The sequence below is a fragment of the Kibdelosporangium aridum genome (assembly GCF_900176515.1).
In the GTDB taxonomy this organism is placed as follows: Bacteria; Actinomycetota; Actinomycetes; order Mycobacteriales; family Pseudonocardiaceae; genus Kibdelosporangium; species Kibdelosporangium aridum.
On the sequence record NZ_FWXV01000002.1, the window covers coordinates 572,052 to 584,951 of the forward strand.

The 12,900-nt window shown below is 66.9% G+C and carries 10 protein-coding genes; 2 read left to right on the top strand and 8 right to left on the bottom strand.

Features of this window, described 5'->3' with window-relative positions:
* Positions 1–39 precede the first annotated feature (39 nt).
* The 5 genes from B9C43_RS56675 to B9C43_RS12110 form a co-directional block, all read right to left on the bottom strand.
* On the bottom strand, positions 40–651 hold the full coding sequence (locus B9C43_RS56675; RefSeq protein WP_235038572.1) for a DUF5336 domain-containing protein: 612 nt from the start codon (positions 649–651) through the stop codon (positions 40–42).
* A gap of 752 nt (positions 652–1,403) precedes the next feature.
* Entirely contained in the window at positions 1,404–2,288 is an 885-nt protein-coding gene (gene sucD, locus B9C43_RS12095; protein WP_084428057.1) for a succinate--CoA ligase subunit alpha, read from the bottom strand.
* Between the two features lie 5 nt (positions 2,289–2,293).
* Complete coding sequence (gene sucC / locus B9C43_RS12100) at positions 2,294–3,472, bottom strand: ADP-forming succinate--CoA ligase subunit beta (protein WP_084428059.1); 1,179 nt, start codon at positions 3,470–3,472, stop codon at positions 2,294–2,296.
* A 93-nt stretch (positions 3,473–3,565) separates the two neighbouring features.
* Positions 3,566–3,916: a hypothetical protein gene (locus B9C43_RS12105; protein ID WP_084426187.1), complete on the bottom strand. Its 351-nt coding sequence runs from the start codon at positions 3,914–3,916 to the stop codon at positions 3,566–3,568.
* On the bottom strand, positions 3,913–5,730 hold the full coding sequence (locus tag B9C43_RS12110) for a hypothetical protein (RefSeq protein WP_084426189.1): 1,818 nt from the start codon (positions 5,728–5,730) through the stop codon (positions 3,913–3,915). The genes B9C43_RS12105 and B9C43_RS12110 overlap by 4 nt, the downstream gene beginning before the upstream one ends.
* A gap of 1,120 nt (positions 5,731–6,850) precedes the next feature.
* Between B9C43_RS12110 and B9C43_RS12115 the strand changes: the two genes are divergently transcribed.
* Positions 6,851–7,630: a M23 family metallopeptidase gene (locus tag B9C43_RS12115; RefSeq protein WP_084428061.1), complete on the top strand. Its 780-nt coding sequence runs from the start codon at positions 6,851–6,853 to the stop codon at positions 7,628–7,630.
* Positions 7,631–7,966: 336 nt separating this feature from the next.
* Here B9C43_RS12115 and B9C43_RS12120 read toward each other — a convergent pair whose 3' ends face one another.
* Both B9C43_RS12120 and B9C43_RS12125 read right to left on the bottom strand, forming a co-directional pair.
* Complete coding sequence (locus B9C43_RS12120; protein WP_051895692.1) at positions 7,967–8,686, bottom strand: aspartyl/asparaginyl beta-hydroxylase domain-containing protein; 720 nt, start codon at positions 8,684–8,686, stop codon at positions 7,967–7,969.
* 110 nt (positions 8,687–8,796) lie between these two features.
* Positions 8,797–9,525 (bottom strand): SDR family NAD(P)-dependent oxidoreductase, encoded by a 729-nt coding sequence (locus tag B9C43_RS12125; protein WP_084426193.1) that lies wholly within the window; start codon positions 9,523–9,525, stop codon positions 8,797–8,799.
* Positions 9,526–9,603: 78 nt separating this feature from the next.
* Between B9C43_RS12125 and B9C43_RS12130 the strand changes: the two genes are divergently transcribed.
* Entirely contained in the window at positions 9,604–10,557 is a 954-nt protein-coding gene (locus B9C43_RS12130) for a sigma-70 family RNA polymerase sigma factor (RefSeq protein ID WP_235038573.1), read from the top strand.
* Here B9C43_RS12130 and pcrA read toward each other — a convergent pair.
* Positions 10,543–12,876, bottom strand: coding sequence for a DNA helicase PcrA (pcrA, locus tag B9C43_RS12135; protein WP_033383992.1), 2,334 nt, complete (start codon positions 12,874–12,876; stop codon positions 10,543–10,545). The genes B9C43_RS12130 and pcrA overlap by 15 nt on opposite strands.
* Between the last annotated feature and the right edge of the window lie 24 nt (positions 12,877–12,900).

Consider the following 12,900-nt stretch of genomic DNA (forward strand, 5'->3'; position numbering starts at 1 on the left):
GGCCGTGAAGATCACGACCCGCCCGCCGGACAAGATCCTTTACTGCGGCGGCTGCTGCGGGTAGCCACCCGGCGGGGTGCCGGGAGCACCGAACTGGCCCTGCTGCGGCGCGAACTGCGTCTGCTGGCCGGGCCCGCCGAACGGCTGCTGGCCGGGCTGCGGCTGCTGCACCGTCGGACCGCCACCAGGCTGCGGGAACGCACCACTGGGCGGGTACGCACCAGGCTGTTGTTGCTGCTGCGGGTAACCACCACCCGGCGCGCCGTACGGGTTCGGCGCGGGCGGCTTGATGACGCCCTCTTCGAACAGGAACGCCGCCACCGCGGCACCGGCCTGCAAGATGCCGAAGATCAACACCATGACGCCACCGGCCGCGAGGCTGCCGGAAATGGAGAACACGGTGAACAAGAACGCGAGCATCGCGCCGAGGCTCAACGCCGCGGGCAGCACGCCTGCCTTCTTGTCCTTGTCACCCGGCAGGATCACCGGGAGCGCGGCGAAGCCACCGGCCGCGAACAACGCGGGCAGCCAGCCGAACGGCGACTCGTAGAAGGCGCTGCCGGTGATGATCGGGGCAAAGCCGAGGAAGAGGTTGAGCACACCGAGACCGCCCGCACCGAGCGCGAGCATCTGCGGGAGGCTCATTTTCATGCCGGCGCCTTGGCCGGGCGGGGGACCGTAACCAGGTGGGCCGGGCGGGGGCTGGTGCGGGCCTTGACCCGGGTAGCCGCCCGGCGCTCCGCTCGGGAAGGTCATCGCGTGGTTCTCCTCAGCTGCTGCTCACCGCGATAGTTCGGATGAAATTTTTCCACCTCTGACGCAGCCCGGCACAACACGGTTCCCGATTGTTCCGGTTACTGCACACATGGCAGGGCCGGACGCTACACCAGCGCCCAGCCCTGTCAGTGAATCACTCTTCGCCCCGGTGCGCCGCCCAACGGCGCCACAACCCATGGACACGACCGCACACAACCCGCAGACCAGCGAAAACTTTGGCCCGGCGCGGGAAAGCCGACCGCCATGCAGTCTGTCGAGAACGCTGCGACCTGCGAGAACACTTCGACCGGACGACCGATCCGCGAGACACACAGCATTGGCTGGGGCTGGTGCCGAAGTTCCTCACCTGGGCCGTCGTCCCCAACCTCACGCGCACACCCACAACACAGCCAGGCGAACCTGGCGAAACCGGCTTACACAGGGCCCGCGACATCACCAGACCACTGCGCTCACCCAGAAAACCCGCTCCCAAGCAGCCCCCACCACTCCCGGGGGGCGACCCCGATCCCATTCTACTGGGGGTATGGGCTGGTCAAAGGGGTTACGGCGGGTTGTGGACAACCAGATTTGCGAACGGTCCGTTCGTACGGCCAACAACTCCGCGTACGAACGGACCGTTCGTGCGATCAGCCTTCGACGATGGCCCGTGCCAGGGCAGCCGTCTCGCTCGGGGTCTTGCCGACCTTCACGCCGGCGGCCTCGAGGGCTTCCTTCTTCGCCGCGGCGGTACCGGCCGAGCCGGACACGATCGCGCCCGCGTGGCCCATGGTCTTGCCCTCGGGGGCAGTGAAGCCCGCGACGTAGCCGACGACCGGCTTGGTCACGTTCTCCTTGATGTAGGCCGCCGCGCGCTCCTCGGCGTCACCACCGATCTCACCGATCATCACGATCAGCTCGGTCTCGGGGTCGTCCTGGAACGCCGCCAACGCGTCGATGTGCGTGGTGCCGATGACCGGGTCACCGCCGATGCCCACCGCGGACGAGAAACCGATGTCGCGCAGCTCGTACATCAGCTGGTAGGTCAGCGTGCCGGACTTCGACACCAGGCCGATCTTGCCGGGGCCGGTGATGTCCGCGGGGATGATGCCCGCGTTGGACTTGCCGGGCGAGATCACACCGGGGCAGTTCGGGCCGATGATCCGGGTCTTGTTGCCCTTCGCGACCGCGTGCGCCCAGAAGTAGGCCGAGTCGTGCACCGGGATGCCTTCGGTGATCACGACGGCGAGGCCGATGCCGGCGTCGATCGCCTCGATCACGGCGTCCTTGGCGAACTTCGGCGGGACGAAGATCACCGACACGTCCGCGCCGGTCTTCTCCATCGCCTCGGCCACCGAACCGAACACCGGTACGAGCGTGCCGTCGATGTCAGCCTCGGTGCCGGCCTTGCGCGGGTTCACGCCGCCGACGATGTTCGTGCCCGACTTGAGCATCCGCTTGGTGTGCTTGGTGCCCTCGGACCCGGTCATGCCCTGGACGATGACCTTGGAGTTCTCGTTGAGGAAGATGGCCATCTCGTTCACGCCCCCGCAGCAGCAAGTGCGGCAGCCTTGTCAGCTGCGTTGTCCATTGTGTCCACCTGCTCGAGGCCGGGCAGCGCGGCCTCGGTGAGGATGCGGCGGCCCTCCTCGGCGTTGTTGCCGTCCAGCCGGACCACGATCGGCCGGCTGACCGCCTCGCCGCGGGACTCAAGCAGCTTGAAGGCCTGCACGATGCCGTTGGCGACCGCGTCGCACGCGGTGATGCCGCCGAAGACGTTCACGAAGACGCTGCGCACGTCCGGGTCAGACAGGATGATCTCCAGCCCGTTGGCCATCACCTCGGCCGACGCGCCACCACCGATGTCGAGGAAGTTGGCAGGCTTCACGCCGCCGTGCTTCTCGCCCGCGTAAGCGACAACGTCCAAAGTGGACATGACGAGGCCCGCGCCGTTGCCGATGATGCCGACCTGGCCGTCGAGCTTGACGTAGTTGAGGTCCTTCGCCTTGGCGGCGGCCTCAAGCGGGTCCTCGGCGGCGATGTCGACGAGGTCCGCGTGCGCCGGGTGGCGGAAGGACGCGTTGTCGTCCAGCGTGACCTTGCCGTCCAACGCGATGATCTGGTCCTGCGGGTCGCGGACCAGCGGGTTCACCTCGACCAGCGTGGCGTCCTCGGAAACGAAGGTCTCCCACAGCTTGACGACGACCTCGGCGGCCTGGCCGGCGATCGCCTCGGGGAACTTCGCCTGCGCCACGATCTCGTTCGCCTTGGCAAGGTCGACGCCCTCGATCGGGTCGATCAGGACCTTGGCCAGCGCCTCGGGCTTGGTCGCGGCGACCTCTTCGATGTCCATGCCGCCCTCGACGGAGGCCATCGCGAGGAACTTGCGGTTGGCGCGGTCGAGCAGGAACGAGAAGTAGTACTCCTCGGCGATCTCGGACGCCGGCGTCACCAGCACCCGGCGGACCACGTGGCCCTTGATGTCCAGTCCGAGGATGGCCTCGGCCTTGGTCTTGGTGTCCTCCGGGTCGTCGGCCAGCTTCACGCCGCCCGCCTTGCCGCGGCCACCGGTCTTCACCTGTGCCTTGACGACGACGCGCTGACCCAGATCGGCCGCGATCGCCTTGGCGTCTTCGGGGTTGTCAGCCACGGAGCCCGGCAGTACCGGCACTCCGTGGGCGGCGAAGAGGTCCTTCGCCTGGTACTCGTACAGGTCCACTGAGAGCTCCTGCTCCACCATATGCACTGCGTTGGACGGAACGACCCTAGCGACCTGCGTCTTGGGCCGGGCCGTCGGTACTGGTGAGGTCGGTCACCGCTCGTGATCGGGCTTGAGCGTGCTTGCCCAGCTCACGACGCCTTCAGCGTTGCCTGGCCGGAAAATCGCCTTGACTCCGGCCGCTCGGAGGGCCTGTTCGTCGCCCTCCGCAGTGGCGAACACCACGGTCCGCGTGGCCAGTTCTGTACCGATCAGGCGATGTTCGTCGCTCCGGACGACCAGTCCGACGGCCCGTACGTCCTCTTGTTCGGCCGCACGAGCGATCTCCTCGGCGGACCCGGCTTTGGCGTAGACGACCTCAACGCCGCTGTCGCGCAGCGCACGGGCCAAGCTCTGCGTTTCGATGTCGTCAGGTTCCAGTTCGACGAGCAGCAACCGGATCATCGACGGCGTGCGGGCTCAGGTCGTACCGCCAACGCCACGAAGGCGCTGATCACCAGCGCGGCGATGGTCGCGAGAGCCAGCCAGGTTCCTGCCGCGGCCGCCGATCCCTCAGCTCGTGCGCCAGTCATGGGGACTTCCAACGCGTGCACCGCGACCACGCCCGCCGCACCGAACATCAGCGCCGCACCTCGCGCCGGACGGCTACGCGCCGCGACGACGGCGGCGACGAGCACCGCCAGCAGCGCCACAACCAGACCCCAGGACGCGACTCGGAAATTCGACCAGATCCCAGGCGCCACATATTGATCGGCACGCATCGTCGGCAATCCGAACGCTCCGACGGCGAACAACATCGCGGCCGCGATCGGCGCCATCAGGATGATGTTCGATGACCGATCGGTCAGATCGACGTCATCCCGTTCGATCGCACCGGCCGCACCGGCGGTGATCGCCGCGGCCACCGCGAGCACGACCGCGGCCAACGTCCACCACGTCGACGCGCCCGCACGGATCGCGCCACTCGTGGAAGTCGCCGTGACCACCGCGTCCAAGGCCAGAAAACCCGCGAGCGGGACGCCGACCCACGCGACGCTCAACATTGGACGAAAGATCCGGGCGATCGGCTTGATCAGCAACAGCACGCCAAGCAGGATCACCAGGATCCCAGCGGGCAACAGCAACCGGTTGGCGAACGAACCCGGGCGCACGCCGGACAGGATGATCAGCTCGTCGGTCTGGTTGATCGGGACGTCGGTCGGGATCTCGACGACGAACAGTTCGGTCGCCTGGCCGAGGATCGCGGCGATACCGGCGAGGATCGCCAGCACACCGGCGACCATGTGCACCCGGTCGCCGCTTTGGTCAAGCGGCTTGCTTTCCTTGCGCTTCAACGCAAGGCCGCTCGGCCACACAGCCACGCCGACAAGACCGACGGCACCGGCGGTCGCCATGTAGGAACGCCAGTCGGACTCCAGCCAGTCCACAGTGCTCGCTGCGATCTGGCTGGGCAGGACGACCGCGAGGATCGCCAGGGCGACACCAATGAGGACACCCCGGCCCATCTTCGGTGTCCGCGCCGTACCTCCGAACACGCACCCGAGGATGGCCGCCAGCGCGATCAGCAGCCCCCCTGTCATCACCAGCCCTGGCCCGTTGGTCAGGTCAAGGTCGAGCAGGAAGGCGTTGGCCGAACGGAACGGTGGCATCAGCAACCCGATGGTCGCGAGCCCGCCGAACAACAGCCCCCACCCAAGCAACCGCTTGCGCGACTCCGGCTCAGAGTCCTCGAACTCCGCGGCCACCGGCGTGCCCGGCTGGGCACCCGCACGCACGATCACCATGGCGCCGGCCACCAACGTGAGGACGTGCCCGGCAACCAGCAGCCACGTACCCGCGCCCGCCGCCAACGGCGCAAGGTCGGTCGGCACAACCAGTTCCGGCCGCGACGCCACCAAAGCATCCGCCGCGAACTGGAGGTCGAGCAGTGCCCGGCCGGGCGCGAGGAACGCGGCGCCGACCAGAACACCAGCCGAGCCCACGGGCTTACCGGCGATCAAGAGTCCAATGGCGACCAGGACCGGCACCACCGCGAGAACGATGAGGAGGGGCCCGCTGCCGTACGCCGCCGGGGGCGCGCCTTGCAGCACGCCGACACCGGGACCTATCGCCAGCAATGCCGCGCCAGCGGCGGCCACGACGACCGCCACCTTCAACAACGCCGGTACCTCAAGCCGTTCCGGCACCAGGTCTCCAGTCTCACCAGCGGTCGGGCCGGTCCCCACCCGGGTGTCCGACGATCGGATCCGCGAATTCATCGCCCCGAACCTAGCAAGGCGATCACGTCCCGAATCTCCCGCCACACCTGCGGAAGGCAACACACCAGGTCACACGAGCGCCAACCAAGTTATGCACGACGGAAGTGCCACGGCGGCACCAGGACCGAGACGACTGGACAAAGCGGACACGGCCGACCGGCGCGACCAAGCGGCCGGGCCCATGGGTGCCGGTATGCGCATCTCGCGGTGCCGGAACGGTGGACACGCCGTGTCGGAGCGGACATCTCGCGGTGCTGGAACGCGCACCTCACCGGCCCGCGCACGTCTCGCGCTGTGGCGGAACACACACCTCGCCAGGCCACAGAAGGCATCTCACCCAGCCGGAACGGGCATCTCACCGTGCCGGTGTGTGCATCTCGGGGTGCCAGAACGGTGGACACACCGTGCCGGAGCGGGCATCTCGTCGGGGTGTTGGAAAGTGCATGGGCTGATGCGGGAAAGGGCAGTTCGGGGCGTTGGGTGTGGTGCGGCGGATGGCCGGGGTGGAATGTTTCTTCGAGTTGGTGGGTTGACAGAGACAACCTCCTGCGGAGTCGGGGCGTCATATAGGACGCGAGGCAAGAACAGGCCCGACGACCAGGGGAAACGGTCGACAGGCCTGCCGGACGGGATAAACGGGCAAGCGGGGACGGCCGGCGACTCGGGGTGAAGTCGCCGGCGGGTTGCATAAGGCGCATGGGGCCTACCCAGATCGAGTAACGGCGCGAATCGTGCGCCGAACGGTCGCGGGCGACCGAGTAACGCTCATAACCGCCCGGTTGGCGTAACGCACGTCACATCTGGTCGTGTTATACCGACTTAACTTTGGGTAATAGTTACTGATCAGTGACTTGTGCCCGCTCCTCGAACGGCACAAGATCCGTCGGGGAAGTTGCCCTCTGCTGTCTCCCTTGGTTACTGTCCCCCGGTCCGTTGTCACGGTCCGGTCACGGCCAGGACGCGAGTGGTTCCCCCGAAATCACTCACCCGGGATCCCCCGCCCGGTGTCCACGCCAGAGCTCGTCCCCGCGAGCCGAGGTGCCGCCCGGATCTCCCCGAGGCAGAAGGGCAGGCTTTGTCTCGACACCGCTCCCCCGGCGGGCAGCAGCAGTCTGCAGTGATGCTGGAGGCGCTTGACCGCACCTCCAGTGACGAACGCGTAGAGCGTGGCGCGCACCGGCTTCCGGCGCCGCCATCCGCACTGCGTGGTCGTGTCGTCGTCGCAGCTGTGGCCATTGGTGCTTTCGCGGCCGCAGCAGCTGGTCAGACGCTCAAGGCAGGTGCTTCCAACAGCGACGACGTCGCGCCGCTGGCCAACTCCGGAGACGCGTCCGCCGCGTTCGGCGTTGGCGGCGACTCCCGCGCCACGACCATCGCTCCCGAGGTCCTCACCGTCGCGCAAGTCAGCGACGCGGGCGTCGAAGCCCGCAAGCTGACCCAGAGCGCGCAGCTGATCGCCAACCGCACGGCAAAGCTCCAGCAGGAAGCCGAAGCGGCCGCCGAGAAGGCTCGCGTCAAGTTCGTCCGTCCCGCGGACGGCGTCTTCACCTCCGGCTTCGGCGCCAGGTGGGGCACGACCCACTTCGGCGTCGACATCGCGGGCAAGTTCGGCTCCCCGATCCGCGCGGTCACCGACGGCGTCGTGATCGAGGCAGGCCCCGCCAGCGGCTTCGGCCTGTGGGTGCGCATCCAGCACCCGGACGGCACGATCAGCGTCTACGGCCACATGGACTCGATCACGGTCCGCGAAGGCGCCAAGGTCAAGGCGGGCGACCAGATCGCGCGGATGGGCAACCGTGGCCAGTCCACCGGGACCCACCTGCACTTCGAGATCTGGGACTCCAGCGGCCGCAAGATGAACCCGGCCAGCTGGCTGTCGGGCAAGGGCGTCAAGCTCTGACAAACCAGCCGCAGGCCACCCGCCAGACCGAACACATGGCCGGTGAGCCTCGCGGCGACTGACAGCCCACGCATCGTCGTTTGCGACCCGTGGGCGCGTGCTGGCCGAGCAACGAGCGCCAGGCTCCGCTGAGCCTGCGCAGTTCCCGGCCCACTTCCCACGGCTGCGCCGAAGACAGGCGATCAACGCCGTCCAGGTAGCGGCCCACGCGGTCAGCCAGCGCGCGGAACAAGATGTCGTCCATTGGGTAACCCCCTGCTTGGTGCGGTTTTCTGGCATGCAGGCAGTCAAGCAGAGGGGTACGACAGTTTTCGAACTGTTGGTCGAATGCCCAGGTCAGGTTGTGGCTGTGGCTGGGGCCGGTTGCTTGCGGGGCTGGGCGGCGCGCTCGAGGACCTTGCGGCCGTAGACGTAGCGGGCGGCGAGGGCGACGCCCTTGTTCACGATGGTCTGCGGCAGCGGCATCGGGCGCAGCACGTCGACAATCAGGACAATTCGCTCACCGGTGCTCTCGTTGACCACTTCGTGGTTCCAGCTGTCGTCGAACAGCACGCTCTGCTTTTCCTGCCAGGTGTACCAGTGGTCCTTCACCCGAATGCTTGGCGGCGCGTCGTCCGGCACCTTCAGCCCAAGGTGGTAGCGCAAATAGCCACAATACGGACCTTCGTGCTCAGGAATGGACTTTCCGGGCTCCAGAATGGAGAAGAACGCCTGGAACACGTTCGGGATCGACGCCAGCAACGCCGTCGTCTTCGGGCATTTCGAGGCGTTCGGTTCGGCTCGTTCACCCATCGCCCACAGGTAGAAGATCTTCCACTCGTTCGGGGTGACGTTCGAGATTGTTGCCTGGTCAGGGTCTAGATCGTGATACGCTGGCAGCGTCGCGCGGTCGGCGAGGACCTCGTCGAGCTCGCTGCGGATATCGGCGTAGGAATTGTCGAGACTACGCAGCGCCGGATATGTCTCGTCGATGTCGAAAAGGACCGGACGCTGGTCACCACCCGCCGTCTGCTTGAACCACTTGCTGACGGCTTCTTGAACAGGTTTGGTATTCACGTGTCTCCCCAGAACGAGTTTGATCCAGTAATTCAAATACTGGCCTCGCCCCGCGACGGCACGCATCGGGGAATACCCGTAGGCGTCCCTGAACGCGGACCCCTAAGTCTCTAGTCATCCAGAGTGCCCATGGTGAGGTTAACCGTAGTGCCGGTCATCGAACTGGCTTTGTCGGACGCCATGAACACTGCCATGTTCGCCATCTCCTCGAGCGTCATGAGCCTTCGCGGGTGGGTCCTGGCGGCGAGGAATTCCAGCCACTGGTCCCAGTTCATGCCCGACGACTTGGCGCGTGGTTCGAAGGCGTCCCTGATCGTGCGCGTCTCCGGCATGCCCTGCGGGCGCAGGCCGACGACGCGGATGCCGTGCGGCGCGAGTTCGGCGGAAAGGTTCCGGGTGAGCGCCTCCTTGGCGGCCTGTGCAGGGCCGTAGCCGCCTACCAACGGGCTGCCTGTCCGGGAGAGAAGTGCCGTGACGGTCATGATCACTCCCGACTTGCGAGGAATCATGTGTCGCGCGGCCAGCCGAGCGGTCAGGAAGTACGACCTCGTGTAGGCGGTGATCGGCATGCCGAACTGCTCAACAGCCAACTCGGTCAGCGGGACGCCCAGGATCTCCGAATTCGGGACGCCGATCGCGTCGAACGAGACATCGATCCGGCCGGCTTCGGCGATCACGCACTTCAAGTGCCTGTCCACAGCCTGTTCGTCGAGTGTGTCGACCTGTTCGTGGTCAGCGGGATAGAGCTTTGCTCCCTCGCGCGCGAAGGCACGCGTGACGGCACCGCCAATCCCGCCACCGGCTCCGTAGATCACTGCGATCTTGTCTTTCAGCAACATGGTGATACGGACACCGCAGCAACCCCGGACTGGGCGCCCAGTTCGCCCCTCCGCCGGTGTCCACTCAGAATGCGAACAGTGACAGCCGACCTGATCTCGAAGGCACGCGCCGGAGACGCCGCCGCGTTCCAAGAGCTGACCGAACCGCACCGGCGCGAGCTGCAGGTGCACTGCTACCGGATGCTCGGGTCGTTCCAGGACGCCGAAGACGCGCTGCAGGACACGCTTTTGGCTGCGTGGCAAGGTTTCAAGGGGTTTGAGGGGCGTGCGTCGCTGCGCACGTGGCTCTACCGGATCGCCACCAACCGGTGCCTCAACGCCCGTCGATCGGCGAGCCGCCGACCTGCCAAGCAATGGGACGTGCCGGGCGTCGAACCGCCCGAACCGACTCGGCTCGGCGAGGTGGTGTGGCTTGAGCCGTATCCCGACGTCCTCCTGGATCCAGGCGCTCAGTACGAGCAGACCGAATCCATCTCGCTGGCGTTCGTGACCGCCCTGCAAGTCCTGCCGGCACGCCAGACCGCCGTGCTCATCCTGCGTGATGTCCTTGGCTTCTCGGCAAAGGAAGTGGCGAGCATGCTGGATTCGACCGTCGACTCGGTGAACAGCGCCCTCAAGCGCGCCCGCGCCGGTTTGAGACACCGGCCGCGCCCGGACTCACCTGCCGAGGAAGTGATCGTGGCGAAGTTCGTCCGCGCTTGGCAGTCAGCCGATGTCGACGCGCTGGTGGCGCTGCTGACCGACGACGTCTTCATCTCGATGCCGCCGATGCCCTTCGAATACGAAGGACGAGACCTCGTGGCCCGCTTCTGCGCCAGGTTGTTCGACGCAGGCCGGAGATTCGAGCTCGTGCCGACGCGCGCCAACGGTCAGCCCGCGTTCGGCGCGTACCTGCGCGGCCCGGACGGCATCCACCACGGAGTCGGCCTGTACGTCCTCAGCCTCACCGGGACCAAGATCTGCGCCATGACCCGCTTCGAGAACAGCGTGCTCCCGTGGTTCGGGCTGCCGCGATCGCTAGAGCTTCACTAGCGGGACGCTGCCGATCAGCATCAGCCGGATCGTGCCGGAGCTGCCGAAGTCGATCGTGGCAGTGGCGCGCGGACCCGTTCCATCGGTCGCCACGACCGTGCCGAGGCCGTACTTGTCGTGGTTGACGCGGTCGCCCGCTTCGAGCTTCAGCGCCGGCGTGTCCTGCCAGCCCTTGAACGACGTCGACCGCATGCCCTGCTTGGCGATCCTGGCCTGCGCCGAATCCGACCCGGAACGGCTCCACGTCGTCGCGGTCGACGGACCGGACGAACGCCGTGACGGCTCGAGACGACGCCACTCCATCAGCTCGGGCGGGATCTCGTCGAGGAACCGGGACGCCGGGTTGGTCGATGGCTGGCCCCACGCGGACCGCATCACGGCACGCGACAGGTACAACCGTTCACGCGCTCGCGTGATCCCGACATATGCCAGGCGCCGTTCCTCGGCCAGCTCGACCGGATCGGACAACGCCCGCATGTGCGGGAAGATCCCGTCCTCCCAGCCGGTGCTGAACACGACCGGGTATTCGAGACCTTTGGCGGTGTGCAACGTCATCAGGGTGACCACGCCGTCGGAATCCGCATCCGGCACCTGGTCGGCGTCCGCCACCAACGACACGCGCTCAAGGAACCCCTCAAGCGTGCCGAGCGGCGTGACGGTCTCCTCGTCCTCGATCGCGGGCGGGAGCTCGGCGAACTCCCTGGCCACGGTGATCAGTTCGCGGAGGTTGTCCAGCCTGGTCGCGTCCTGCGGGTCGTCGCTCTCCTCGAGTTCGGCCTGGTAGCCGGTGCGGTCGATGATCGCTTCGAGCAGCTCGGCCACGCCGTCGTCGACCAGTTCCCGCAGCGAGTCGAGCAGTTCGACGAACCCGGCGATGCACTTCTCCGACCTCGGGTTGAGCATCGGGACCTCGCCTGCCGCGGCCTTGCGCAGCGCCGCGTTGAACGAGATCCGCTGCTGCTCGGCATGCGCCGCGACCACGGCTTCCGCCCGGTCGCCGATGCCGCGCTTGGGCACGTTCAGGATCCGCCGCAGCGACACGGTGTCCTCGGGGTTGGCCAGCACCCGCAGGTACGCCAGCGCGTCGCGGACTTCCTTGCGCTCGTAGAACCGAACGCCGCCAACGACTTTGTACGGCAGCCCGAGCCGGATGAAGATCTCTTCGAAGACACGGGACTGGTTGTTGGTCCGGTAGAACACCGCGATGTCGCCGTTGCGCGCGTCGCCGTGGTCGACCAGCTTGTCGATCTCGCCAGCGACGAAAGCGGCCTCGTCGTGCTCGTTGTCGCCGACGTAGCCGACGATCTTCTCGCCGTCACCCGAGTCGGTCCACAGCCGCTTGTCGATCCGGCCGGGATTGCGCGAGATGACCGCGTTCGCCGCGGACAGGATGGTCTGCGTCGAGCGGTAGTTCTGCTCGAGCTTGATCGTGGTCGCGTCCGGGTAGTCCCGCTCGAACTCCTCGATGTTGCGGATCGTCGCGCCACGGAACGCGTAGATCGACTGGTCCGCGTCACCGACCACGCACAGCTCGCCCGGCGGGATGTCACCCGCGCCGACCCCGACCAGCTCACGCACCAGCATGTACTGCGCGTGGTTGGTGTCCTGGTACTCGTCGACCAGCACGTGCCGGAAGCGGCGCCGGTAGTACTCGGCGACCTCCGGGAACATCTGCAGCAGCTCGACCGACTTCATGATCAGGTCGTCGAAGTCGAAGGCGTTGGCCTGCTGCAGCCGCTGCTGGTAGACCGCGTACACCTCGGCGGTCCGGCGCTCGAAGTCGTTGGACGCGCGGGAAGCCGCGGCCTCGTAGTCGATCAGCTCGTTCTTCAGGTTCGAGATCTGCACGGCCAGCGACCGCGCGGAGTACCGCTTCGGGTCGAGGTCGAGATCCCTGGCCACCAACGTGATCAGCCTGCGGGTGTCGTCGGAGTCGTAGACCGAGAAGTTCGACGACATGCCAATGGTCTTGGCCTCGCGCCGCATGATCCGCACGCACATCGAGTGGAACGTGGAGACCCACATCGCCTTGGCGCGCCCGCCGACCAGATCGGCGACGCGCTCCTTCATCTCCGCGGCGGCCTTGTTGGTGAAGGTGATCGCCATGATCTGACCGGGGTGCACGTCCCGTGCGGCCAGCAGGTAGGCGATTCTCCTTGTCAGCACACGGGTTTTGCCCGAGCCCGCGCCGGCGACGACGAGCAGCGGCGTACCGCTGTGCTCGACAGCCTGACGCTGCCGGTCGTTCAGCCCTTCAAGCAGGGCGGCGACGGCCGGGTTGACAGGTGTGGTGCCGGGAAGCTCGAACAAGGCGCTCATCGCGAACAAAGGTACTCGCCCGGG

What these genes read in the sequence shown, in the direction of transcription:
- B9C43_RS12105 (WP_084426187.1), bottom strand. Translation starts at nt 3,916, where the DNA reads ATGATCCGGTTGCTGCTCGTCGAACTGGAACCTGACGACATCGAAACG.
- pcrA (WP_033383992.1), bottom strand. Translation starts at nt 12,876, where the DNA reads ATGAGCGCCTTGTTCGAGCTTCCCGGCACCACACCTGTCAACCCGGCC.
- B9C43_RS12110 (WP_084426189.1), bottom strand. Translation starts at nt 5,730, where the DNA reads ATGAATTCGCGGATCCGATCGTCGGACACCCGGGTGGGGACCGGCCCG.
- B9C43_RS12115 (WP_084428061.1), top strand. Translation starts at nt 6,851, where the DNA reads ATGCTGGAGGCGCTTGACCGCACCTCCAGTGACGAACGCGTAGAGCGT.
- B9C43_RS56675 (WP_235038572.1), bottom strand. Translation starts at nt 651, where the DNA reads ATGAAAATGAGCCTCCCGCAGATGCTCGCGCTCGGTGCGGGCGGTCTC.
- B9C43_RS12125 (WP_084426193.1), bottom strand. Translation starts at nt 9,525, where the DNA reads ATGTTGCTGAAAGACAAGATCGCAGTGATCTACGGAGCCGGTGGCGGG.
- sucD (WP_084428057.1), bottom strand. Translation starts at nt 2,288, where the DNA reads ATGGCCATCTTCCTCAACGAGAACTCCAAGGTCATCGTCCAGGGCATG.